Origin of the sequence: Arenimonas composti TR7-09 = DSM 18010 (assembly GCF_000426365.1) — a bacterium.
Taxonomy (GTDB): Bacteria; Pseudomonadota; Gammaproteobacteria; order Xanthomonadales; family Xanthomonadaceae; genus Arenimonas; species Arenimonas composti.
In genome coordinates this window covers 1-22,047 of the sequence record NZ_AUFF01000007.1, presented here as the reverse complement: position 1 = coordinate 22,047, position 22,047 = coordinate 1, and the positions used below count along the sequence as shown (strand labels likewise).

General features: G+C 71.3%; 19 protein-coding genes. 12 read left to right on the top strand and 7 right to left on the bottom strand.

The window, feature by feature from the left end:
- The first annotated feature begins 37 nt into the window (after positions 1–37).
- Complete coding sequence (locus K311_RS0110145) at positions 38–493, top strand: GNAT family N-acetyltransferase (RefSeq protein WP_026817220.1); 456 nt, start codon at positions 38–40, stop codon at positions 491–493.
- Positions 494–568: 75 nt separating this feature from the next.
- On the opposite strand, the gene K311_RS0110140 is transcribed toward K311_RS0110145, so the two are convergent.
- From K311_RS0110140 to K311_RS0110115, 6 genes are all read right to left on the bottom strand, one after another.
- A complete protein-coding gene (locus tag K311_RS0110140) occupies positions 569–1,462 on the bottom strand; it encodes a c-type cytochrome (RefSeq protein ID WP_026817219.1) in 894 nt (297 codons plus the stop codon).
- A gap of 98 nt (positions 1,463–1,560) precedes the next feature.
- Positions 1,561–2,652, bottom strand: a complete 1,092-nt coding sequence (locus K311_RS0110135) for a TRAP transporter substrate-binding protein (RefSeq protein ID WP_026817218.1) — start codon at positions 2,650–2,652, stop codon at positions 1,561–1,563.
- A complete protein-coding gene (gene uvrD, locus K311_RS0110130) occupies positions 2,649–4,829 on the bottom strand; it encodes a DNA helicase II (RefSeq protein WP_026817217.1) in 2,181 nt (726 codons plus the stop codon). Before uvrD ends, K311_RS0110135 begins: the two co-directional genes overlap by 4 nt.
- Positions 4,830–4,878: 49 nt before the next feature.
- Positions 4,879–5,397, bottom strand: a complete 519-nt coding sequence (locus tag K311_RS0110125) for a TIGR00645 family protein (RefSeq protein WP_245570656.1) — start codon at positions 5,395–5,397, stop codon at positions 4,879–4,881.
- A gap of 147 nt (positions 5,398–5,544) precedes the next feature.
- Positions 5,545–6,591: a saccharopine dehydrogenase family protein gene (locus K311_RS0110120; protein WP_026817215.1), complete on the bottom strand. Its 1,047-nt coding sequence runs from the start codon at positions 6,589–6,591 to the stop codon at positions 5,545–5,547.
- Positions 6,591–7,388 carry an SDR family NAD(P)-dependent oxidoreductase gene (locus tag K311_RS0110115; RefSeq protein ID WP_026817214.1) on the bottom strand — a complete coding sequence of 266 codons (798 nt, stop codon included), beginning with the start codon at positions 7,386–7,388 and terminating at the stop codon, positions 6,591–6,593. The genes K311_RS0110120 and K311_RS0110115 overlap by 1 nt, the downstream gene beginning before the upstream one ends.
- Positions 7,389–7,471: 83 nt before the next feature.
- Between K311_RS0110115 and K311_RS0110110 the strand changes: the two genes are divergently transcribed.
- From K311_RS0110110 to K311_RS0110070, 9 genes are all read left to right on the top strand, one after another.
- Positions 7,472–8,239 carry a glucose 1-dehydrogenase gene (locus tag K311_RS0110110; RefSeq protein WP_026817213.1) on the top strand — a complete coding sequence of 256 codons (768 nt, stop codon included), beginning with the start codon at positions 7,472–7,474 and terminating at the stop codon, positions 8,237–8,239.
- A 2-nt stretch (positions 8,240–8,241) separates the two neighbouring features.
- Positions 8,242–10,470, top strand: coding sequence for a S9 family peptidase (locus K311_RS0110105; RefSeq protein ID WP_043797524.1), 2,229 nt, complete (start codon positions 8,242–8,244; stop codon positions 10,468–10,470).
- Between the two features lie 19 nt (positions 10,471–10,489).
- Complete coding sequence (locus K311_RS17780; RefSeq protein WP_026817211.1) at positions 10,490–12,286, top strand: sensor histidine kinase; 1,797 nt, start codon at positions 10,490–10,492, stop codon at positions 12,284–12,286.
- Positions 12,283–12,720: a response regulator gene (locus tag K311_RS0110095; protein WP_026817210.1), complete on the top strand. Its 438-nt coding sequence runs from the start codon at positions 12,283–12,285 to the stop codon at positions 12,718–12,720. The genes K311_RS17780 and K311_RS0110095 overlap by 4 nt, the downstream gene beginning before the upstream one ends.
- Before the next feature lies 1 nt (position 12,721).
- Positions 12,722–15,289 carry an EAL domain-containing protein gene (locus K311_RS17775; protein ID WP_026817209.1) on the top strand — a complete coding sequence of 856 codons (2,568 nt, stop codon included), beginning with the start codon at positions 12,722–12,724 and terminating at the stop codon, positions 15,287–15,289.
- A gap of 144 nt (positions 15,290–15,433) precedes the next feature.
- A complete protein-coding gene (locus K311_RS0110085; RefSeq protein ID WP_026817208.1) occupies positions 15,434–15,961 on the top strand; it encodes a hypothetical protein in 528 nt (175 codons plus the stop codon).
- The gene (locus K311_RS0110080; protein WP_026817207.1) at positions 15,958–16,530 is read left to right on the top strand and encodes a PspA/IM30 family protein; all 573 of its coding nucleotides are present in this window, start codon (positions 15,958–15,960) and stop codon (positions 16,528–16,530) included. Before K311_RS0110085 ends, K311_RS0110080 begins: the two co-directional genes overlap by 4 nt.
- A complete protein-coding gene (locus K311_RS0110075; protein ID WP_026817206.1) occupies positions 16,530–17,204 on the top strand; it encodes a YqiJ family protein in 675 nt (224 codons plus the stop codon). The genes K311_RS0110080 and K311_RS0110075 overlap by 1 nt, the downstream gene beginning before the upstream one ends.
- 2 nt (positions 17,205–17,206) lie before the next feature.
- Positions 17,207–18,997 (top strand): flotillin family protein, encoded by a 1,791-nt coding sequence (locus K311_RS0110070; RefSeq protein ID WP_211223654.1) that lies wholly within the window; start codon positions 17,207–17,209, stop codon positions 18,995–18,997.
- Positions 18,998–19,068: 71 nt separating this feature from the next.
- Here K311_RS0110070 and xth read toward each other — a convergent pair whose 3' ends face one another.
- On the bottom strand, positions 19,069–19,854 hold the full coding sequence (xth, locus tag K311_RS0110065; RefSeq protein ID WP_026817204.1) for an exodeoxyribonuclease III: 786 nt from the start codon (positions 19,852–19,854) through the stop codon (positions 19,069–19,071).
- A gap of 155 nt (positions 19,855–20,009) precedes the next feature.
- On the opposite strand from xth, the gene K311_RS0110060 reads away from it, so the two are divergent.
- Entirely contained in the window at positions 20,010–20,549 is a 540-nt protein-coding gene (locus K311_RS0110060; RefSeq protein WP_026817203.1) for a cytochrome b, read from the top strand.
- Between the two features lie 82 nt (positions 20,550–20,631).
- Complete coding sequence (gene ltaE / locus K311_RS0110055; protein WP_026817202.1) at positions 20,632–21,663, top strand: low-specificity L-threonine aldolase; 1,032 nt, start codon at positions 20,632–20,634, stop codon at positions 21,661–21,663.
- The last annotated feature ends 384 nt before the right edge of the window (positions 21,664–22,047 follow it).

Below are 22,047 nucleotides of genomic sequence, written 5' to 3'. Positions count from 1 at the left end.
TTACGATGCCCGCCGCGCCCCTCCGGAGCCTTCACGCATGTCCCTCGAACCGCCGGCGATCCCCGGCCTTCGCATCAGCACCGATTCGGCCGAGGTCGACCTCGACGTCGTGCACGGTTTCCTCAGCCGCGAGTCCTACTGGTGTCCGGACATCCCGCGCGCGGTGGTCGCGCGCGCCGTCGCGAACTCGCTGTGCTTCAGCGCCCTGCTCGACGGCCGCCAGGTCGGCTTCGCGCGCGTCGTCACCGACCGCGCGACGTTCGCGTATCTCGCCGATGTCTTCGTGCTTCCGGAGCAGCGCGGCCGCGGCATCTCGAAGGCGATCGTCGCCGCCGCCCTCGCCCATCCCGCGCTGCGCACGGTGCGCCGCTACATGCTCGCCACCGCCGACGCGCACGGCCTGTACGCACAGGCCGGCTTCACCGCGCTGGCGCGGCCGGAGCGGTTCATGGAGCGGTATCGGCCGACCGCCTACCTGGACCCCGACCTGTAGGAGCGGCTTCAGCCGCGATGCTCTTCTTCATCGACCATCGCGGCTGAAGCCGCTCCTACAGAGGGGGGCGGTGGGTCAGGAGCGGCTCTTCGCCGGCGGGAGCCGGGACAGATGCGCCCAGATGGCCTGCAGCTCGACGTCGGTCATCCGCGAATACGTGCGCCAGGGCATGAACGGATGGATCTCGCTGCCGTCGGGGCGGCGGCCCTCGCGGATCGCGCGCAGGAAGTCGGCTTCGCTCCAGCCGGCCAGGCCGTCGGCGTGCGGCGTCAGGTTCGCGGCGGGCGGCAACTCCGGCGGCGTGCCGGGCACGCGCTGCCCGGCGAAGTCCGCGCCGTGGCAGCCGGTGCAGACCTGGGCGAGGTAATCGCCGTAGGCGGCGGTGGCGGCGACCGGCGGCGCCTCGCGCCGGCGCGGCGTGTGGTCGAGCAGTTCCGCCGGCACCATCTCGATCTTGCCGAACAGGTGCAGGACCCGCGCCAGCGGCCCGATCACCGTGGTTTCCGCCGGGCCCGGCGCCGGCGGCAGCGACTGCAGGTAGCGCACCAGCGCGGCGGTGTCGGCGTCGGAGAGGCGGTGGTAGTCGCCGACCGGCATGTAGCGCAGCGGCGTGCCGTCGGGGCGGACGCCGTGGCGGATCGCCGCGGCCAGGCCGTCGGCGTCGTAGCGGCCGGCGATCGCCGCCGGCGTCAGGTTCGGTGCCACCGCACGGCCGACCGGGCCGGCGTCGAACCACAGCTTGCCGGTGCCGCCCTCGGCATGACACTCGACGCAGGTCAGCACGTTGTAGAGGTGCTCGCCGCGCACCCGTTCGGCCTCGTCGCCGGCGAACACCAGCGGCGGATCGTCGACCGTGTAGATCCGCGCCAGCGCTGCTTCCGACTTCAACCACGCCAGTCCGTAGATGCCTGCGACCGCGGCCAGGAACAGTCCCGCCAGCGTCGCCACCCGTTTGAACCACTTGCCCATGACAGGTTTCCCGTTGAACACGGGGCATCAGTACGGCGGCCCGGGCGCCCCCCGGACTCGGGGTATTCAGCCCGCAGTCGGCTCGTCTGGGCCGGAAGTCACGCCCGTGCGGCGTACCAGGCTTCTTCCGACACCGCATGCCAGGCGCGGCTGCGGGCGGCGAAGACGCGCATCGAATCGAAGGCGCGGCGCGCCATCGGATCACTGCCGGCGAGGTTCTCGAGCACGCTGTCGGCGGCGCGGCGCAGGGCCATCAACACGTCGTCGGGCAACTGCCGCAGTTCGACGCGGTGCTCGCGCACGAGCACGTCCAGCGCGCTCTGGTTGCGGGCGGTGAACTCGGCGAGGGTGGCGTCGTTCTCGGCCCGGCAGCAGGCGGTGACGATCGCCTGCAGGTCGGCGGGCAGGGCGTTCCAGGCATCCGCGTTCACGAGCGCCTCGACCGTCGCACCCGGCTCCTGCCAGCCCGGGTAGTAGCAGTACTTCGCGGCCGTGTGCAGGCCGAAGGCGAGGTCGTTCCAGGGACCCAGCCATTCGGCGGCGTCGAGCTCGCCGTCGGCGAGTGCCTGGCGGATCCGGTCCGCCGGCAGGTTCAGCGGGGCGCCGCCGGCACGCGCCAGCACCTCGCCGCCGAGGCCGGGGATGCGCATCTTCAGGCCGGCCAGCGCCGAGGCATCCGGCAGCGGCGCGCGGAACCAGCCGGCGAGCTGCACGCCGGTGTTGCCGGCCGGGAACGGCATCACCCGGAACGGCGCATACAGCTCGCGCCACAGCACCAGACCGCCGCCCTCGTGCAGCCAGGCGTTCATCTCCTGGGCATTGAAGCCGAACGGCACGGTGCAGAAGAACGGCGCCGCCGGCAGCTTCGACTGCCAGTAGTAGGCGAAGGAATGGCCCATCTCGGCGACGCCGCGCGAGACCGCGTCGAACACCTCGAAGGCCGGCACCAGCTCGCCGGCGCCGTGCACGCTGACCTGCAGCCGGCCACCGCTGGCACGGGTGATCGCCTCCGCGAGCCGCACCGCCGCGGCGCCCAGGCCCGGGAAGTTGGTCGGCCACGCGGTGACCAGTTTCCAGTGTCGCTCGATGCGCACATTGGCCCCCGGCGCGTCGCGGCCCGGCGCGCAGGCGGCGACCCCGCCGGCGACCGCCGCGACCCCGGCTCCGCGCAGCAGGTCGCGCCGCTTCATGCCGACACGGCTTCGAGGTTGGCGTAGGCGAGCACCAGCCACTTGGCGCCACCGCGCTCGAAATTGACCTGCACGCGCGCATGCTGGCCGCCGCCTTCGGCGTCCATCACGACACCGGTGCCGAAGGTCGGATGGCGCACGCGCTGGCCGAGGTGCAAGGCCGGCCCGACCGACGACGCGACCGGCTGCCGCGACGGCGCGAAACCGCCGCCACGCGACACCTGCACCTTCGGCCGCACCTCGCGCAGCAGCGCCTGCGGAATCTCGCGCAGGAAGCGCGACGGCGCGTTCAGGGTTTCCATGCCGTGCATCCTGCGCGATTCCGCGTAGCACAGCACCAGCTTCTGGCGGGCGCGGGTCAGGCCGACGTAGGCGAGGCGCCGCTCTTCCTCCAGCCGCCCGGGCTCTTCCACCGAACGGGCACCGGGGAACAGGCCCTCCTCGAGCCCGACCAGGAACACCTGCGGGAACTCCAGGCCCTTGGCGCTGTGCAGGGTCATCAGCTGGACGCCGTCGGCACCGGCCTCGGCCTGGCCCTCGCCGGCTTCCAGCGCGGCGTAGCCGAGGAAGGCGACCAGCTCGGTCATGCCTTCGGAGGCTTCGTCGTCACCCTTCTCGAAGCGGCTGGCGACCGACACCAGTTCGTCGAGGTTGTCGACCCGCGAATCGAGCTGGCCGCGCGATTCCGCCGCGTAGTGGTCGCGCAGCCCCGAGGCGGTGATCACGTGGTCGAACTGCTCGTGCAGCGGCATCGGCCCGATCGCCGCCTGCAGGCCGTCGACCAGCTCGCCGAAGCCGCGCAGCGCATTGCGGGCGCGCCCGGCGAGCTGGCTGCCGCAGGCCAGGGTCGTCGTCGCCTGCCACAGCGACTGCGCGTGCTCGCGGGCGCAGCGGCGCACCTCGTCGAGGGTCTTGCCGCCGATGCCACGCGGCGGCGTGTTCACCGCGCGCTCGAAGGCGGCATCGTCGTCGCGGTTGGCGACCAGGCGCAGGTAGGCGAGCGCGTCCTTGACTTCCATGCGCTCGAAGAAGCGCTGGCCGCCGTACACGCGATACGGCAGGCCGGCCTGCACCAGCTCGCCCTCGAGCACGCGCGACTGCGCGTTCGAGCGGTAGAGCACCGCGTTGTCGCCGGCGCTGCCGCCCTCGCGGATCCAGGCCTGGATGCGCTCGACGACGAAGCGCGCCTCGTCGACCTCGTTGTAGGCCGCGAACAGTTCGATCGGCTCGCCGTCGCCGTCGGACGTCCAGAGCTGCTTGCCGACGCGCCCGGGATTGTGCGCGATCACCGCGTTGGCGGCGGCGAGGATGTTGCCGGTGCTGCGGTAGTTCTGCTCGAGCTTGATCGTGCGTGCGCCGGGATAGTCGTGCAGGAATCGCTGCACGTTCTCCACCTTCGCGCCGCGCCAGCCGTAGATGGCCTGGTCGTCGTCGCCGACCACGAACACCTCGCCGGTGTCGCCGGCGAGCACGCGCACGAACGCGTACTGGATCGCGTTGGTGTCCTGGAACTCGTCGACGAGGATGTGGCGGAAGCGGCGGCGGTAGTGGTCCAGCAGTACCGGATGCTGCAGCCACAGCTCGTGCGCGCGCAGCAGCAGTTCGGCGAAGTCGACCAGGCCCGCGCGCCGGCAGCGCTCCTCGTAGGCCTCGTAGACGCGCAGCTGGGTCTGTCCGTGGATGTCGCCGCCGGCCGGCTGCAGGTGCTGCGGGCGGCGGCCCTCGTCCTTCTGCGCGTTGATCCACCAGGCGAGCTGGCGCGGTGGGTAGCGGCCCTCGTCTAGGCCGAGATCGGCGACGATGCGCTTGATCAGGCGGATCTGGTCGTCGGAATCCAGCACCTGGAAGGACTGCGGCAAACCCGCTTCCTGCCAGTGCAGGCGCAGCAGCCGGTGGGCGATGCCGTGGAAGGTGCCGACCCACATGCCGCGGCCGCCGCCGTCGAGCAGCGCCTCGACGCGGCCGCGCATCTCGGCGGCGGCCTTGTTGGTGAAGGTGACCGCGAGGATGCCGTGCGCCGGCACGCCGACGACCTCGACCAGCCAGCCGATCCGGTGGGTCAGCACGCGGGTCTTGCCGGAGCCGGCGCCGGCGAGCACGAGCAGGTGCCCCGGCGGCGCCGTCACGGCGTCACGCTGGGCGGGATTCAGGCCATCGAGCAGGTGCGATACATCCATGCCGCATTGTACCGGCCGCGCCGACGCCGGCGTCGACGCGCCGTCGCGGTCAGTGCTTGTGCTTGGACGTCGCGTGCAGCATCAGCTTGTCGGTCCAGGCGATGCCCATCGCGGAAACGATGAAGACCAGGTGGATGATCGTCTGCCACATCACGCCTTCGGTCGTGAACTTCGATTCGGGGGAACCGAGGCTGCTGATGTCGATGAAGGTCTTCAGCAGGTGGATCGAGGAGATGCCGATGATCGCCATCGCCAGCTTGACCTTCAGCACCGAGGCGTTGACGTGGCTGAGCCACTCCGGCTGGTCGGGATGGCCCTGCAGGTTCAGGCGCGACACGAAGGTCTCGTAGCCGCCGACGATCACCATCACCAGCAGGTTGGAGATCATCACCACGTCGATCAGGCCGAGCACCAGCAGCATGATCCCCTGCTCGCTGAGGATCGCGGCGTCGTGGATCAGGTGCCACAACTCCTTCATGAAGAGGAACACGTACACGCACTGGGCGACGATCAGGCCCAGGTACAGCGGCAGCTGCAGCCAGCGCGAGGCGAAGATCAGCGAAGCCAGCGGGCTCAGGCGCTTGCCGTGGTGCAGGACGGGCACGGCGTCGGGCGCGCGCACGTCGGCGGGGTCGTGGGACATGGGCTGTCTCGGATGACGGACCGGTGAAGGTTAGTGGCTGGCGGCGGGCGCGCCAAGCGTGGTGCGCGATGCTTACGAGCGCAGTTCCACCACACCCGGCAGGCCCAGGACATAGTCCGGACCCATCAACTGCGAGGGCGTGCGGAAGCCAGCCTCCGCCGTCCCCGCCCGCAGGCGTTCGACGATCCCGAGCGACGCCGTCACGGTCAGGTCGTAGCCGTTCGGGGTGGACAGGCTGCGACGGACCTCACGGCGGTCGGCCGTCCGCGCCTCGCCCCAGACGGTGGTGACGGCGGCCGCGCGCCGCCGGGCGTCGTCACCGCGTACGCGGGCACGTACCTGCCGCTTCAGCCAGGCCTGCACCGGCCGGGTGCCGAGCAGCGGCCCGAGCAGGCGCAGGCGGCGCAACCGCGCCGAGGTGCGCGGCGACACCGCCATGTAGACCTCGATGTCGGGAATGCCGGTCGACACGTGCGCGGTGTAGACATCGCCCCAGGGAATCGTCATCGCATGCCGCTCGACGCCCTCGCGCAGGAAGCTGCGCGTCTTCCAGGCCAGCGGCACCCGGGTCACGACGCCACCGATGCGCGCGCGGCCGCCCTTGCCGAGCCCCTCGACGCTGGTCAGCGCCGTGCCGGGGCTGGGTCCGCCACCGGCCTCGAAGGCGAGCACCAGCGCGTCCGCATCGGGCAGGTCGCGGGCGAGCAGGGCCGCGAGGCAGTCGGTCGGCACGACGTCGAAGCCGGCGCCGGGCAGCACGACGATGCCGGCGTCGCGGGCGCGCGCGTCCTGCGCGTGGCAATGCGCGAACACGTCGATCTCGCCGGTGATGTCGAGGTAGTGCGTGCCGGCGGCGAGGCAGCTCTCGAGCATCGGTGCCGCGGTGGCCGAGAACGGGCCGGCGCAGTGCAGCACCAGGCCGATGTCCTGCAGCGCGGTCGCGACCAGGCCCGGATCGTCGAGCGCGAACACCCGTACCGGCAGCCCGTGCGGCGCCGCCAGTTCCGCCAGCGCCTCGCGGTTGCGCCCGCCGAGCACCGGGCGCAGGCCGCGGCGCAGCGCCTCTTCCAGGATCAGGCGGCCGGTGTAGCCGTTGGCGCCGTAGAGCAGCCAGTCCATCAGTGCGTCGCCGCCTTCGCGCGCAGCCGCGCCAGCAGGCGGCGGAAGTAGAAGCCCGGGAGCCAGCGCTTCAGCCGCCAGCGCATCGGCTCGTCGCGGGTCGGCAGCACCAGGAACTCGCCGCGCTCGACGGCGGCGAATACCCGGTCGGCGACCGCATCGAGGGTATCCGGCGAGGTCGCCATCATCTTCTCGGCGAAGCCCCGCAGCCGCGGATCGCCGCGCCAGCTCTGCAGCAGGTTGGTCTGGAAGAACGCCGGACACAGCACGCTGACGCGCACGCCGCGGTCGTGCAGTTCGGCGCGCAGTTGTTCCGACAGCGCGACCACCGCCGCCTTGGTGACGCCGTAGCTCATGATCCCAGGCGCGCCGGCGAGCCCGGCGAAGCTGGCCGTATTGATCACCTGGCCGCCGCCACCGGCGAGCAGCATCGGCACGAACAGCCGGCAGCCGCGCACGACGCCGAGCAGGTTGACCTCGATCGCCGCGTGCCATTCGTCCATCGTGGTGTCGACCATCGCACCGCCGGTGGCGATGCCGGCGTTGTTCACCAGCACGTCGAGCCCGCCCCAGGCGGTGGCGATGCGCTCGTGCAGTTGTTCCATCGAATCGTCGCCGCCGACATCGGCCTGCAGCGCGAGGTGGCCGCTGCCGGGGAGCGCGGCGCGGGTCAGTTCGGCGCGGGCGGCATCGAGGTCGACACAGGCCACGCGGGCGCCGGCCCTGGCGTAACGGTGCGCCAGGGCCTGTCCGAGTCCGCTGCCTGCTCCGGTGATCAAAATCCTGCGCTGCGTCACAGTCACTCCGTGTTCCGGGCCGTGCGGCGGCCTGTTAGGCTCGGAAGCATAACGGACGCCTCCAGCGGCGCACCGGGGAAACCATGTCCGGATCGATCTTCGAATTGCGCGGCCGCACCGCGCTCGTCAGCGGTGCCTCGCGCGGCATCGGCGAGTCCATCGCCCACCTGCTCGCCGCGGCCGGCGCCCATGTGGTCTGCACCAGCCGTCGCCGCGAGGGCTGCGAGGCGGTCGCCGCGGCGATCCGCGCGGCCGGCGGCAGCGCCGAGGCGCGCGAGATGCACGTCGGCGAGCCGCACGCCATCGAGACGCTGTTCGCGGCGCTCGATGCCGACGGCGTCGCCGTCGACATCCTGGTCAACAATGCCGCCGCGAACCCGTACTTCGGCCCGGCCCTGGACATGTCGCTGCCGGCCTACGAGAAGACCGTCGAGGTCAACCTGCGCGGCTACTTCTGGACGACGGTGCAGGCCGCGCGGCGCATGCGCGACCGCGGCGCCGGCGGCAGCGTCGTCAACATCGCCTCGGTCAATGCGCGCCGCGCCGCGCCCGGGCAGCTGGTGTATTCGATGACCAAGGCCGGCATCGTCAACATGACCGAGGGCTTCGCGAAGGAGCTGGCGCCGCACGGCATCCGCGTCAATGCGGTGCTGCCCGGCCTGACCGACACGAAGTTCGCGTCCGCGCTGACCGGCAACCCCGACATCATGAAGACCATGCTGCGCGCGATCCCGCTGGCGCGCGTCGCCGCGCCGGGCGAGATCGCTCCGGCGGTGCTGTTCCTGGCGTCCCCGGCCGCCGCTTACCTGACCGGCTCCACGCTCGCCGTCGACGGCGGCTTCCTGGCCTGACCATGCTCCGTTCCGTCCTGCTGCTCGCCGCCCTGATGACCCTCTCCGTACCGTCCGCCGTCGCCAGCGACGGCCGCCTGACCCTCGAAGCGATCACCGGCGGCGCGCCGCTGTCGGGGCCGACGCTGATGAAGCCGGCGCTGTCGCCGGACGGCCGTGTCGTCAGCTTCCTGCAGGGGCGCGACGACGACCGCTTTCGCCTCGACCTCTGGCAGGTCGACGTCGCCACCGGCCGCCGCAGCCGGCTGGTCGACGCCAGCGAACTGGTCCCCGACGAAACGCTGTCGGACGAAGAGAAGGCGCGGCGCGAGCGCCAGCGCATCGCCGCCTACCGCGGCATCGTCGAATACCAGTGGGCGCCGGATGGCCAGGCGCTGCTGTTCCCGCTCGGCGGCCAGCTCTACCTCTACGACCTGCGCGCGGCGGAAGGCCACCGTGTGCGCCAGCTCACCCGCGACGGCGACGGCTTCGCGACCGACCCGCGGGTGTCGCCGCGCGGTGGTTACGTCAGCTTCGTGCGCGGCCGCGACCTGTGGGTCATCGAACTGGCCAGTGGCCGCGAGATCCGCCTGACCCGCGACGGCAGCGACACGATCGGCAACGGCGTCGCCGAGTTCGTCGCCGACGAGGAAATGGACCGGCATACCGGCTACTGGTGGGCACCGGACGATTCGGCGATCGCCTACGCCCGCATCGACGAGGCCGGCGTCGCGGTGCAGAAGCGCTTCGAGGTCTATCCGGACCGCACCGAAGTGGTCGAGCAGCGTTATCCCTCCGCCGGCGAGGCGAACGTGCAGGTTTCCCTGCACGTGGTGGCGCCGGGCGGCGGCGACGCGCGCGCCGTCGATCTCGGTCCCGAGCCCGACATCTATCTGGCCCGCGTGCAGTGGCGGGATCCGCAGCGGCTGACGTTCCAGCGGCAGTCGCGCGACCAGCGCCGGCTCGAACTGGTCGAGGCCGACCTGCGCTCCCGCCGGCAGCGGGTGCTGGTCGCGGAGACCGCCGACACCTGGGTGCCGCTGCACGGCGGCCTCCATTTCCTCGCCGGCGGCGGCTTCCTCTGGCTCAGCGAGCGCAGCGGACACCTGCACCTCTACCGGATCGGCGACGACGGTGCCGCGCATGCGCTCACCGAAGGCGACTGGGACATCGATGCCCTGCTCGCGGTCGACGCCGGCGCCGGCCTCGCCTATGTCGCCGGCACCCGCGACGGCGCGCTGGAGAAGCACGTCTACGCGGTGCCGCTCGCCGGCGGTGCGCCGCGCCGGCTCACCGCCGATGCCGGCATGCACGAGGCCACGTTCGCCGGCGACGCCAGCGTCTTCGTCGATCTGTGGTCGAACGCGACGACGCCACCGCAGACGGTGCTGCGCGCCGCCGACGGCCGCGTGCTGGCGACCCTGGTCGAGAACGATCCGCGGGATCCGGCGCATCCCTACGCGCCTTTCCTGGCCGCGCACCGGGCGCCGGAGTTCGGCAGCCTCACCGCCGCCGACGGCCAGACCCTGCATTACAGCCTGCTGAAGCCGCCGGGCTTCGATCCGGCGCGGAAGTATCCGGTCGTCGTCTACGTCTACGGCGGGCCGGCGACGCAGACGGTGATCGATACCTGGCCGGCGCGCGCCGACCACTGGTTCAACCAGTACCTCGCGCAGCAGGGTTTCGTGGTGTTCTCCCTCGACAACCGCGGCACGCCACGCCGCGGTGCGGCTTTCGGCGGGGCGCTGTACGGCCGCCAGGGCACGGTCGAGGTCGAGGACCAGCGCGCCGGCGTCGCGTTCCTGCGCTCGCTGCCCTGGGTCGACGCCGCGCGCATCGGCGTGCACGGCTGGTCGAATGGCGGCTACATGACGCTGATGCTGCTGGCGCAGGCCAGCGACGACTACGCCTGCGGCATCGCCGGCGCGCCGGTCACCGACTGGGGGCTGTACGACACCCACTACACCGAGCGCTACATGGACCTGCCGGCACGGAATGCCGACGGCTATCGCAGCGCGTCGGTGTTCAGCCACCTCGACGGCCTGCGCTCGCGCCTGCTGCTGATCCACGGCATGGCCGACGACAACGTGCTGTTCACCAACAGCACGAAGCTGATGTCGGCGCTGCAGGAACGCGGGGTCGCTTTCGAACTGATGACCTATCCGGGCGCACGCCACGGCCTTTCCGGACCGGCGGCGCTGCATCGTTACCGGCTGTCGGCGGATTTCCTCGCACGCTGTCTGGTGAACTGACCGCAATCAAGGGGACGGCATGGCCGACGTCGGAGCAGTCAAGGCACACACCGGCATTCGCGGCCGGCTCTGGCTGCTCCTCGGCGTGCTGCTGTCGATCGCCCTGTTCGCGTCGGCCGCCGTGTTCGTCGAACGCCAGCGGCAGGCGGCGCTCGCGGCCGACGCGCGTGTCGCGCACACCCTGGTCGTGTTGCAACGGGCCCTGGAGTTCGACACCGCCCTGCTGCGCATGGAACTGGCGCACCGCGGCTACCTCGTCGCCGGCGACCAGACCTTCATCGCCACCCGCGACGGCTACGATGCCGATGCCGCCTCCCAGCTGGCGCGGCTGCGCCAGTTGACCAGCGACAACCCGGAGCAGCAGCAGCGGCTCGACCGCATCGGCGAACTGCTCGAGGACCGGCGCGCGCGCATGCGCGAGACCACCGCCGCGGTCGCCGCCGACGGCCTGGACGCCGGGCGCCGCCTGCTGCGCACCCAGGGCGACGGCTCGATCCTGCCGCTGCGCGCCGAACTCGAAGCCCTGCGCGACGACGAGCACCAGCTGCTGCGCGAGCGCAATGCCGCGGCCGCGGCCGGCGGCACCCGCCTGCGCTGGGCCGCCTACATCGCGCCGGCACTCGGCCTGCTGGTGCTGTTCATCGCCGGCCGCGCCCTGCTGGGCCAGCTCGCCGCCGGCGAGCGCCTGCGCCGCGATCTGCTGCGCGCCAACGCGATGCAGCAGGCGATGCTCGACGGCGCCGGCTACCTGATCATCGGCACCGACCACGCCGGCATCGTCAGCCTGTTCAACCGCGCCGCCAGCGAGGCGCTCGGCTACCGCCCGGAGGAAGTGATCGGCAAGCTGCCGGCGCGCACCTTCCACGACCCCGGGGAACTGGCCGAGCGCGCCGCCGAGCTCGGCGGCGACCCGTTCGCCACCGTGCGCTCCGGCGACAGCGGCGTGCGCAGCGACGACCGCGAATGGACCTACGTGCGCCGCGACGGCAGCCGCTTCCCGGTGCAGCTGTCGGTCGCCGGGCTGCGCGACGCCGACGGCGAGCTGCTCGGCTTCATCGGCATGGCCCAGGACATCACCACGCGCAAGGCCGGCGAGCGCGAGGTACGCGAGCTCAACCAGCAGCTGCAGACGACGGTGCAGGAGCTGGAGAGCTTCAGCTATTCGGTCTCGCACGACCTGCGCGCGCCGCTGCGCCACATCGACGGCTATGCACGCATGCTGGTCGAGGACATCGGCGACGGCCTGGCGCCGGAACCGCAGCGCTTCCTGCAGGCGATCGGCACCGCCTCGCGGCGCATGGGCCAGCTGATCGACGACCTGCTGGCCCTGTCGCGGCTGGGGCGCAAGCCGCTCGCGAAGCAGCCGGTCGACATGGCCGCGCTGGCCCGCGAGGCCTGGGGCGAGATCGTCACCGACGGGGTGCCGGCGGACGCACTGAAGCTCGGCGATCTGCCGGCGGTGGCGGGCGATCCGGCGCTGCTGCGCCAGGTCTGGCTCAACCTGCTCGGCAACGCCGCCAAGTACAGCCGCGACCGCGGCGAAGATCGCCGGGTCGAGGTGAATGCCCGCAGGGTCGGCGACCGGGTTCACTTCACCGTCGCCGACAATGGCGTGGGCTTCGACATGCGCTACGCCGACAAGCTGTTCGGCGTGTTCCAGCGCCTGCACGCCCAGGACCAGTTCGAAGGCACCGGCGTGGGCCTGGCGATCGTGCATCGCATCGTGGTCCGCCATGGTGGCAAGGTATGGGCCGACGCCGAACCCGGCGCCGGCGCCCGTTTCCATTTCGAGCTCCCCGAAGCGGAGGGACGATGAATTACCAGACCGTCGAAGTACTGCTCGTCGAGGATTCCGACGCCGACGCCGAGATGACCCTGCGCACGCTGCGCAAGCGCGGGATCGCCAACCGGGTCGAACGTGTCAACGACGGCGTCGAGGCGCTCGAGTTCCTGCGCCGCGAGGGCGCCCACGCCGAGCGCGCGCAGGGCCTGCCGCGGCTGGTGCTGCTCGACCTGAAGATGCCGCGCATGGACGGCCTCGAAGTGCTGAGGGCGATGAAGGCCGACCCGGCGCTGAAGGCGATCCCCGTGGTGATGATGACCTCGTCGCGCGAAGAGGGCGACCTGATGGCCAGCTACAGCCTCGGGGTCAACAGCTACATCGTGAAGCCGGTCGACTTCGCCGAATTCGCGGAAACGGTGGCCCAGGTCGGCATGTACTGGATGATCGCCAACCAGGCACCGGGCTGAGATGGGCGAACGGCTGTCCATCCTGCTGGTCGAGGACTCGACGGCCGATGCCGAGCTGATCACGCTGTCCCTGCGCCGGTTCGGCCCTGGACTCCTGATCGACCGCGTGGCCGACGCCGCCTCGCTGCGGCAGCGGCTGGCGGATGCCCCCCCGGACGTGGTGCTCAGCGACTTCTCGATGCCGGGCTTCAGCGGCCGCGAGGCGCTGGAGATCTGCCGGGAGACGGCGCCCGACATCCCGTTCCTGTTCGTGTCGGGCACCATCGGCGAGGAACTGGCGATCGAGGCGCTGCGCAGCGGCGCCGCCGACTACGTGCTGAAGGACAACCTCGTGCGCCTGCCGGGCGCGATCGAGCGCGCGCTGCGCGTCAATCGCGAACGGCAGGCGCGGGTCGTCGCAGAACGGGCGCTGCGCGAGAGCGAGGAGCGCTTCCGCTCGATCCTCGAGAGCACCGACGACTGGATCTGGGAATCCAGCATCGACGGCGTGCTGACCTACAGCAACCCGGCCGCCGAACGCGTGCTCGGCTGGTCGATCACGGAGCTCGTCGGCGCCCCGGTGCTGAAGTTCGCCGCCCCGGACGAGCGCGACGCGATCGCCGTCCACATGGCCGAGTGCGTCCGCGAGCGCAAGGGCTGGCGCAACTGGGTGGTGACCTGGTGTCACCGCGAGGGCCATCGCGTGCGCCTGGAGAGCAGCGCCACCCCCGTCCTGGACGAGGACGGCCGGATGACCGGCTTCCGCGGCATCGATCGGGACGTGACCGAGTCGTTCGCCCAGAAGGAACGCATCCGCCAGCTCAGCCGCGTGCGTTCGGTGCTCGGCGCGCTCGGCAATGCGGTGCTGCGGGCGGGCAGCGCCGACGAGCTGCTGCGCATGTGTTGCGAGCTGGCGGTGGCCGAGGGCGGCTTCCTCGCGGCGACCGTCGTCGAGGCCGACACCGATCACGACGGCCTGCGGGTCGGCGCTTCTGCAGGCGACCCGGAACTCGTGGCCGCGGTCGCCGCCGCCGGCGCCACCGGCGATTCCGAGCAGTCGACCGCGCTGGCGGCGATGCAGACCGGCACGCCGGTGGTCACCCAGGTGCGCAAGGACGGCGCCGCCTGGACCGATGCCAGCGGCCGCGTCCGCGACGATGTCTGCGCCAAGGCCGCGCTGCCGCTGGGCACGCCGCCGTGGGGCGCGCTGGTGCTGCACAGCAGCCAGAGCGGCGCTTTCGACGACGAGGAGAACGCGCTGCTGCGCCGGCTCGCGCGCGAGATCGAGCACGGCATCGACTTCATCGGCAAGAGCGAGCGGCTCGAGTTCCTCGCCTTCCACAACACGGTGACCGGGTTGCCGAACCGGATCGCGTTCGCGACACAGCTCGACCGGCGGCTGGAATCCGGACCGCAGACGATCGCGCTGTTCGACGCGGTCAGCTTCCACGTGTTCAACGATTCGCGCGGACGCGAGTTCAGCGAGGCGCTGCTGCGCGCGATCGGCGCGCGCCTGCGCGAGCTGCTCGGCGAGGAGCCGCTGATCGCCCACCACGGCGACGATTCGTTCGCGGTGGCGCTCGCCGGCGACGGCGACATCGAACAGGCGGTCGCGACGATGACCTCGCTGCTCGAGGCCTGCTCGCGACAACCGTTCGACGTGCAGGGCGAGCACGTCTACGCCGACCTGCGCTGCGGCCTGCTGCAGGCGCCGCGGCACGGCGACGACGCCGACACCATCGAGCGCAACGTGATGTCGGCGCTGTCCGAGGCGCGCAATACCGGCGCCCGCCTCGTCGTCTACGACGAAGCCTTCGGCCAGCGCGCGCAGAAGCGCATCGACATCGAGCGCGAGCTGCGCGTCGCGGTCGAGCAGTTGCAGTTCGAGCTGTTCCTGCAACCGAAGTTCGACGGTCGCACGCAGAACCTGACGGGCGCCGAGGCGCTGCTGCGCTGGCGGCACCCGCAGCGCGGGCTGATTCCGCCGCTGGACTTCATCCCGCTGCTCGAGGAGACCGGGCTGATCCTGCCGGTGGGCCGCTGGATACTCGAGCAGGCGATCGCGATCTCGGCGCGCTGGCAGCGCCGCGGCCACGGCGGCCTGCGCCTGGCGATCAACGTGTCGGCGCGCGAGCTGCGCGACGATGGCTTCCTGCGCGACGCCGGCGTGCTGCTCAGGGCCGCCGGCCCCGAACACGGCGTCGACGTCGAGATCACCGAGAGCCTGGTGATGGACGACATCCAACGCAGCATCCGCATCCTGCACGAGGTGCGCGAGCTCGGCTGCCGGGTCGCGATCGACGACTTCGGCACCGGCTACTCGTCGCTGAACTACCTGTCGCAGCTGCCCGCCGACGTGCTGAAGATCGACCGCAGCTTCGTCGGCCGGATCGCCGAAAGCCCCGAGAGCCTCGCGCTGGTGACCAACACGATCGGCCTCGCCCACGCCCTCGGCCTGCACGTCGTCGCCGAGGGCGTCGAGGAAGAGGAACAGGCCAAGCTGCTGCGCCTGGTGCGCTGCGACGAGATGCAGGGCTGGCTGTTCGGAAGGCCGATGACGGTGGGCGAGTTCGAGCGCCAGTTCATCTGAAAGCGAGTAACGAGGAACGAGGAACGAGTTGGCGGCGCACCGGCCTTCACTCGTTCCTCGTTCCTCGTTCCTCGTTTCTCGCCTTCTGTTGACATCCGTATGCATCCGCATACACTCGTCATCAAGTGAATGCGGAGCACTGGCATGGCCGGCAAGTCCATCCCCCTCAGCGTCCGGGTCAGCGACGACGATGCGGCGTTCCTGGCGGCGCTGCGGATCCCCGGCGCGAGCACGCCGAGCGAGAAAATACGGGCGCTGATCGCACGCGCCCGTGCCGATGCCGGCGATGCCGGCGGCTACGAATCGCTGCTCGCCGGCCTGCGCGACCGGCTCGAGCCGACCGCCGCCGAACTGCGCCAGCGCGAGGCCGCCGGGCGCATGCGCTCGGACCTCGTCGCCGACAGCCTGCACTGGCTGCCCGACCTCGCCGCGTTCCTGATGGCCGGCCCGGCACCGGCCCCGCGCAAGGGCGGCGACGAGGCGCTGAAGGCCTTCGAGGCCGGCCTGGCCGACCGCGTCTTCCGCTACATCGAGGCCGTGCTGCGCCTCGGCGTCACCCGCAGGGCCCCTTGTTATGATCCCGACATCGTCGCCGAGGGGATGCAGGGGACGCTCGAGCTGGCCGGCCTGATCCTGGACCGCAGCAATCCCCCGCAGAGGACCACGCCATGAAGGAAGCCATCGGCACCCGCGTCGGCCGGCTGATCGCCGGCTCCGTGCACGCGCTGCTCGACCGCGTCGAGACCGCCGGGCCGGACCTCGTCCTGGCCCAGGCGATCCGCGAGCTGGACGCGACCGCGGAGGAGGTCCGCGCGGAACTCGGCCAGGCGATCGCCACCCGCCACCTGGCGACGAAGCGGCTGGCGGAGGAGAACCGCCGCCACGAGGAGCTCGCGGAGCGCATCGAACTCGCCGTCCGCGAGGGCCGCGACGATCTCGCCGAGGCGGCGATCGCCCGCCAGCTGGACATCGAGGCGCAGCTGCCGGTGCTCGAGGACAGCATCGCCGACGCGGTCGATCGCCAGCACGAACTCGAGGCCTGGGCCGGCGCGCTCGCCGCGCGGCGCCGCGAACTCGAGGACGAACTGGCCTCCGGGCGCACGCCGCGCGTCCCGCCGGCGACGTTCGCGCAGCCCGCGCGTGGCCCGGACGCGGCGCGTCTCGGCGAACTCGACGAACTCGCCCGCCGCGAGCGCATCCGCGAACGCCTGGCCGGCTTCAAGTCGCGGACGGAGGGCTGATGTTTCACTTCATCACCGCCGCGGACAACCTGCCCTTCACGATCGCGCTGGCGATGATGCTGATCCTGGCGGCGATCGAGATGCTCGGCTTCGTGTTCGGGCTGAGTTCGCACGGCCTGCTCGACGGTTTCTTCGACGTCGACCACGACCTGCACGCGCACGTCGACGGCTCCGAGATCATGGCCGCCGGCTACTTCGACCGCCTGCTCGGCTGGCTGCATTTCGGCAAGGTGCCGGTGCTGATCCTGGTGGCGGTGTTCCTGGTCGCGTTCGGCATCACCGGCTACGTGCTGCAGGGCGCGCTGTGGAGCTTCAGCGGCGCGCTGCTGCCGTGGTGGATCGCGGCGCCGGTGGCGCTGCCGGTGAGCTTGCCGAGTGTTCGCGTGTTCGGCGGCGTACTGGCGAAGGTGCTGCCGAAGGACGAGACCGACGCCGTCTCGCGCGCCACCCTCGTCGGACGCATGGCGACCATCGTGCTCGGCACGGCGCGCAGCGGCTCGCCGGCGCAGGCGAAAGTGCGCGACCAGCATGGCCAGATGCATTACGTGATGCTCGAACCCGACAACGCCGGCGAGGCGTTCGACGCCGGCGAGAGCGTTCTGCTCGTCGCCCAGGACGGCAACCGTTTCCGCGCGATCCGCACCGACAACCCCGAACTGCACCCCAGAGGCTGAAGATGGAATTCAAGGGCATGGACCTGATGGGCATCCTGATGATCGCGGCGGTCGCGGTCGGTTTCCTGCTGTTCGTGATGTTCATCGTCGCCCGGCTGTACCGGCGCGCGACCAAGGAGATCTCCTTCGTGCGCACCGGCTTCGGCGGGCAGAAGGTGATCGTCAACGGCGGCGCGCTGGTGTTCCCGGTGCTGCACGAGATCATCCGGGTGAACATGAACACGCTGAAGCTGGACGTGCAGCGCGCGCGCCAGCAGGCGCTGATCACCCGCGACCGCATGCGCGTCGACGTGCAGGCGGAGTTCTACGTGCGCGTGCAGCCGGTCGAGGAATCGATCGCCAACGCCGCGCAGACGCTCGGCATGAAGACGATGGAGCCGGAGGCGCTGAAGGAGCTGGTCGAGGGCAAGTTCGTCGACGCGCTGCGTTCGGTCGCCGCCGAGATGGGGATGGAGGAACTGCACGAGCAGCGCGCGCTGTTCGTGCAGAAGGTGCAGCAGGTGGTGTCGGAGGACATCCTCAAGAACGGCCTCGAGCTGGAGTCGGTGTCGCTGACCGGCCTCGACCAGACGAGCAAGGAATTCTTCAACCCCGACAACGCGTTCGACGCCGAGGGCCTGACCAAGCTGACCGAGGCGATCGAGCTGCGCCGCAAGAAGCGCAACGAGATCGAGCAGGACACCGAGGTGCTGGTGCAGCGCAAGAACCTGGAGGCCGAGCAGCAGCGCCTGCAGATCTCCCGCGACCAGGAGTACGCCAAGCTCGAGCAGGCGCGCGAGATCGAGATCCGCCGCGCCGCGCAGGCCGCCGAGATCGCCCGCGAGCAGGCCGCCAAGCAGCAGGAGGCCGAGGGCGCGCAGATCGCCGCGCAGCAGCAGATCGACCAGGCCAAGATCGGCGCCCAGCGCGCGGTCGAGGAGCAGCGCATCGCGATGGAGCAGCAGCTGAAGGAGCGCGAGATCGAGAAGGCGAAGAACGTCGAGACCGCGCGCGTCGTGCAGCTGAAGATCGTCGAGCTCGCCGAGCAGGACAAGGCGATCGCGATCGCCGAGAAGTCGAAGGCGCAGTCCGAGGCGCAGGCCGCCGCCGACGCCGCCCGCGCGGAGGCGGTGAAGGCCGCCGAGCAGGTCGACACCGTGCGCGAGGTCGAGCGCGCCGAACGCCAGAAGCGCATCGAGCTGGTCGAGGCGGCGAAGGAAGCCGAGCGCGAGCAGATCGCGATCACCGTCGCCGCGAAGGCCGACAAGGAAGCCGCCGAGCAGAAGGCCGAGGCGATCCGCACGCTGGCGACCGCGAACGCCGACCAGCGCCGCATCGAGGCCGAGGGCGAGTCGACCGCCGAGAAGGTGCGCGCCGAAGCCGACGCCGTCGCCGAGAAGCTGCGCGCCGAAGCCGCGGCGGCCCGTTACGCGGTCGATGCCGAGGGTCAGCTGAAGGTCAACGAGGCCGCGAACACGCTGTCGGCCGAACAGATCGCGATGCAGCTGCGACTGGCCCTGCTCAAGCACCTGCCGGACATCATCCGCGAGAGCGTCAAGCCGATGCAGTCGATCGACGGCATCAAGATCATCCAGGTCGACGGGCTGAGCGGCGGCAACGGCGCCGCCGCGGCGGTCGAGGGCGGCAACGGCGGTGGTGGCGCGAACGGAGGCAACCTCGCCGAGCAGGTCGTCGCCAGCGCCCTGCGTTATCGCGCCCAGGCGCCGCTGATCGACTCGCTGATGAAGGACGTCGGCCTGTCGGGTGGCGACCTCGCGGGCCTGGTCGGCGGCAAGCCCGAAGCCGGCAACTGACCGCTCCCCTTTGTAGGAGCGGCTTCAGCCGCGATGCCAATCGCCCGATCGGATCGCGGCTGAAGCCGCTCCTACGGGTACGGGTCGGTGAGCTCGAGGACGACGGGGGCGTGGTCACTCGGCCGCTCCCAGGTGCGCGGTTCGCGGTCGATCGTGCAGGCGGCGACGCGTGACTTCAGCGCGTCGCTGACCAGGATCAGGTCGATGCGCAGGCCGAGGCCGCGGCGGAAGGCGCCCATCCGGTAGTCCCACCAGCTGAAGTGGCCGCCCCCGTCGTTCTTCAGGCGGAAGGCGTCGTGCAGGCCGAGGGCGAGCAGCGACTGCAGCGCGGCGCGTTCGCCGGTCGAGGAGTGGATGCTGTCGGCGTTCCAGATCGCCGGGTCGTGCACGTCGCGGTCGTCGGGGGCGATGTTGAAGTCGCCGAGCACGACCAGGTTCGGATGCGCCTGCAGTTCCGCACGCAGCCACTCGCGCACCGCCTCCAGCCAGCGCAGCTTGTAGGCGTACTTCTCGCTGCCGACCGCCTGACCGTTGACCACGTACAGGTCGACGATGCGCAGGTCGCCGACGGTGGCGGCGATCACGCGCTTCTGCTCGTCCTCGAGGCCCGGCACCGCGGTGATGCACTCGGCGGTGAAAGGCTTGCGCGACAGGATCGCGACGCCGTTGTAGGTCTTCTGCCCGCAGAACACGCTGCGGTAGCCGAGACTGGCGAGCACGTCGTCGGGGAACTTCGGGTCGTCGAGCTTCGTTTCCTGCAGCGCGACGATGTCCGGCTGCGCGGACTGCAGCCACTGCTGCAGGTGCGGCATGCGCACGTTGAGGGAATTGACGTTCCAGGTGGCGATCGTGGTCATGGGCTCCGGCTCGTTCTCCGCTGCGGCGATTGTGGCCGATCGCGGCGGCGACCGCGCAGCGGCGTACCGGCCGCGCGGGAACGGCCTTGACGGCCGTCAAGGTCGTGTCAGGAGCGTTCCGGCATCGTGGCCATGTACCCCTCCGGGAGCCCGCCATGACCTCGCCGAATCCGCCGCGCTACCGCCCCGCCCTGCGCCGCCTGCACTGGCTGATGGCGGCGCTCGTCCTGGTCGCCTATGCGGCGATCGAGTTCCGAAGCGGCTTCGCCCGCGGCTCGCTCGGGCGCACGCTGATGGTGCAGGGCCATTTCTGGCTCGGCATCTTCGTGCTGGTGCTCGTGCTGCCGCGTCTGGCCCTGCGCCTGCGCCACGGGGCGCCGCCGATCACCCCGCCGCTGCCGCTCTGGCAGGCGCTACCCGCGGCCGTCCTGCACCTGTCCCTGTACGCCTTCCTGCTGGTGCAGCCGCTGCTCGGCCTGGCGACCGCGTGGGCCGACGGCAAGGCGGTGCGGCTGCCGTTCGCCGACGTCGCGCTGCCGGCGCTGATCGCCCCCGACCCGGCGCTCGCCGAACGTCTGGAGGACTGGCACAAGGCGCTCGGCAGCGCCTTCTACTGGGTCATCGGGGCGCATGTGCTGGCGGCGCTGTATCACCACTTCGTGCGGGGAGACGACACGCTGGGGCGCATGCGCTAGAACCGGGGCCTGGTACTCCCCCTGCAACAACCGGGGTCAGAGCCCTTTTCTCCGCGACGTTTCGACGTGGTCAAATGACGCCATGGAGAAAAGGGATCTGACCCCTTGCGACCTGCGCAGCGACACGGTGACGCAGCCGACGGCGGCGATGCGCGAGGCCGGGCTGCGGGCGCCGGTCGGCGACGACGTGTTCGGCGACGATCCGACGGTGAACGCACTGCAGGTCCGCCTCGCCGGCGACCTCGGCTTCGACGCCGGGCTGTTCGTGCCCAGCGGCACGATGTCGAACCTGCTGGCGCTGATGGCGCATTGCGAGCGCGGCGACGAATACCTGGTCGGCGCCGACGCCCACACCTACAAGTACGAAGGCGGTGGCGCCGCCGTGCTCGGCTCGGTCCAGCCCCAGCCGATCCCGCACGCGGCCGACGGCACCCTGCCGCTGGACGCGCTCGCCGCCGCGATCAAGCCGGAAGGCGACCCGCATTTCGCCCGCACCCGCCTGCTCGCGCTCGAGAACACCTGGCACGGCCGGCCGCTGCCGCTGCCCTACCTCGCCGACGCCGGCGCCTTCGCCCGCGCGCACGGCCTCGGCTACCACCTCGACGGCGCCCGGCTGTTCAATGCCGCGACCGCCTGCGGCGTGCCGGCGCGCGAGATCGCCCGCCACTTCGACAGCGTCTCGGTCTGCCTCAGCAAGGGTCTCGGCGCGCCGGTCGGCTCGGTGCTGCTCGGGAGCGCCGCGCTGATCGCGAAGGCGCGGCGCTGGCGCAAGGTGCTCGGCGGCGGCTGGCGCCAGGCCGGCATCCTCGCGGCGATGGGCCAGTACGCGCTCGACCATCACGTCGGCCGCCTCGCCGACGACCACCGCCGCGCCGGCGAACTCGCCGCGGCCCTGCGCGCGATCCCGGCGCTGCAGGTCGACGGTGCCCATACCAACCTCGTCTTCGTCACCGTGCCTGAAGGCACGCAGCAGGCACTGGCGGAACACCTGCGCGCGCGCGGCATCGTGATCGCCGCCGGCCGTGGCCCGCGCATCCGCCTCGCCACCCACCTCGACATCGACGAAGACGGCATCGACCGGACCATCGCCGCCTTCCGCGGCTTCTTCCGATAGCGCGCGGGTGCGCGGGCCCGGCCTCCGCGCAGGACACGGGTACGCAAGCCCGGCCTCCGCGAAAGTCACAAGCTTTTTCCCTCCTCGCGGCTCGGGAAAAACTTGTGCCTTCCGCGGAGGCCGGGCCCGGTCTTCTGCGGCGGTTCGGGAACTGGAAACCCGAGCGCCCGCGAGTCGCGAAGCCCGAAGCGTTTTCTGCGCGGTTGCGGACGAACCGCCATTCGTGGCGATCGGCGGTGGCGGCCTGTATCGGGCCTGCCAGCGGTGACCGCGGAGCTTTCGTCGCGGCGCGCGCTCGTCCCGCCCTTCGCCGCCGGGAACTCCATCCGGATCACGACTCGTGGAGCGCCGAGCCGAACGTGGGCCACCCGCGCCGGCTTTCGC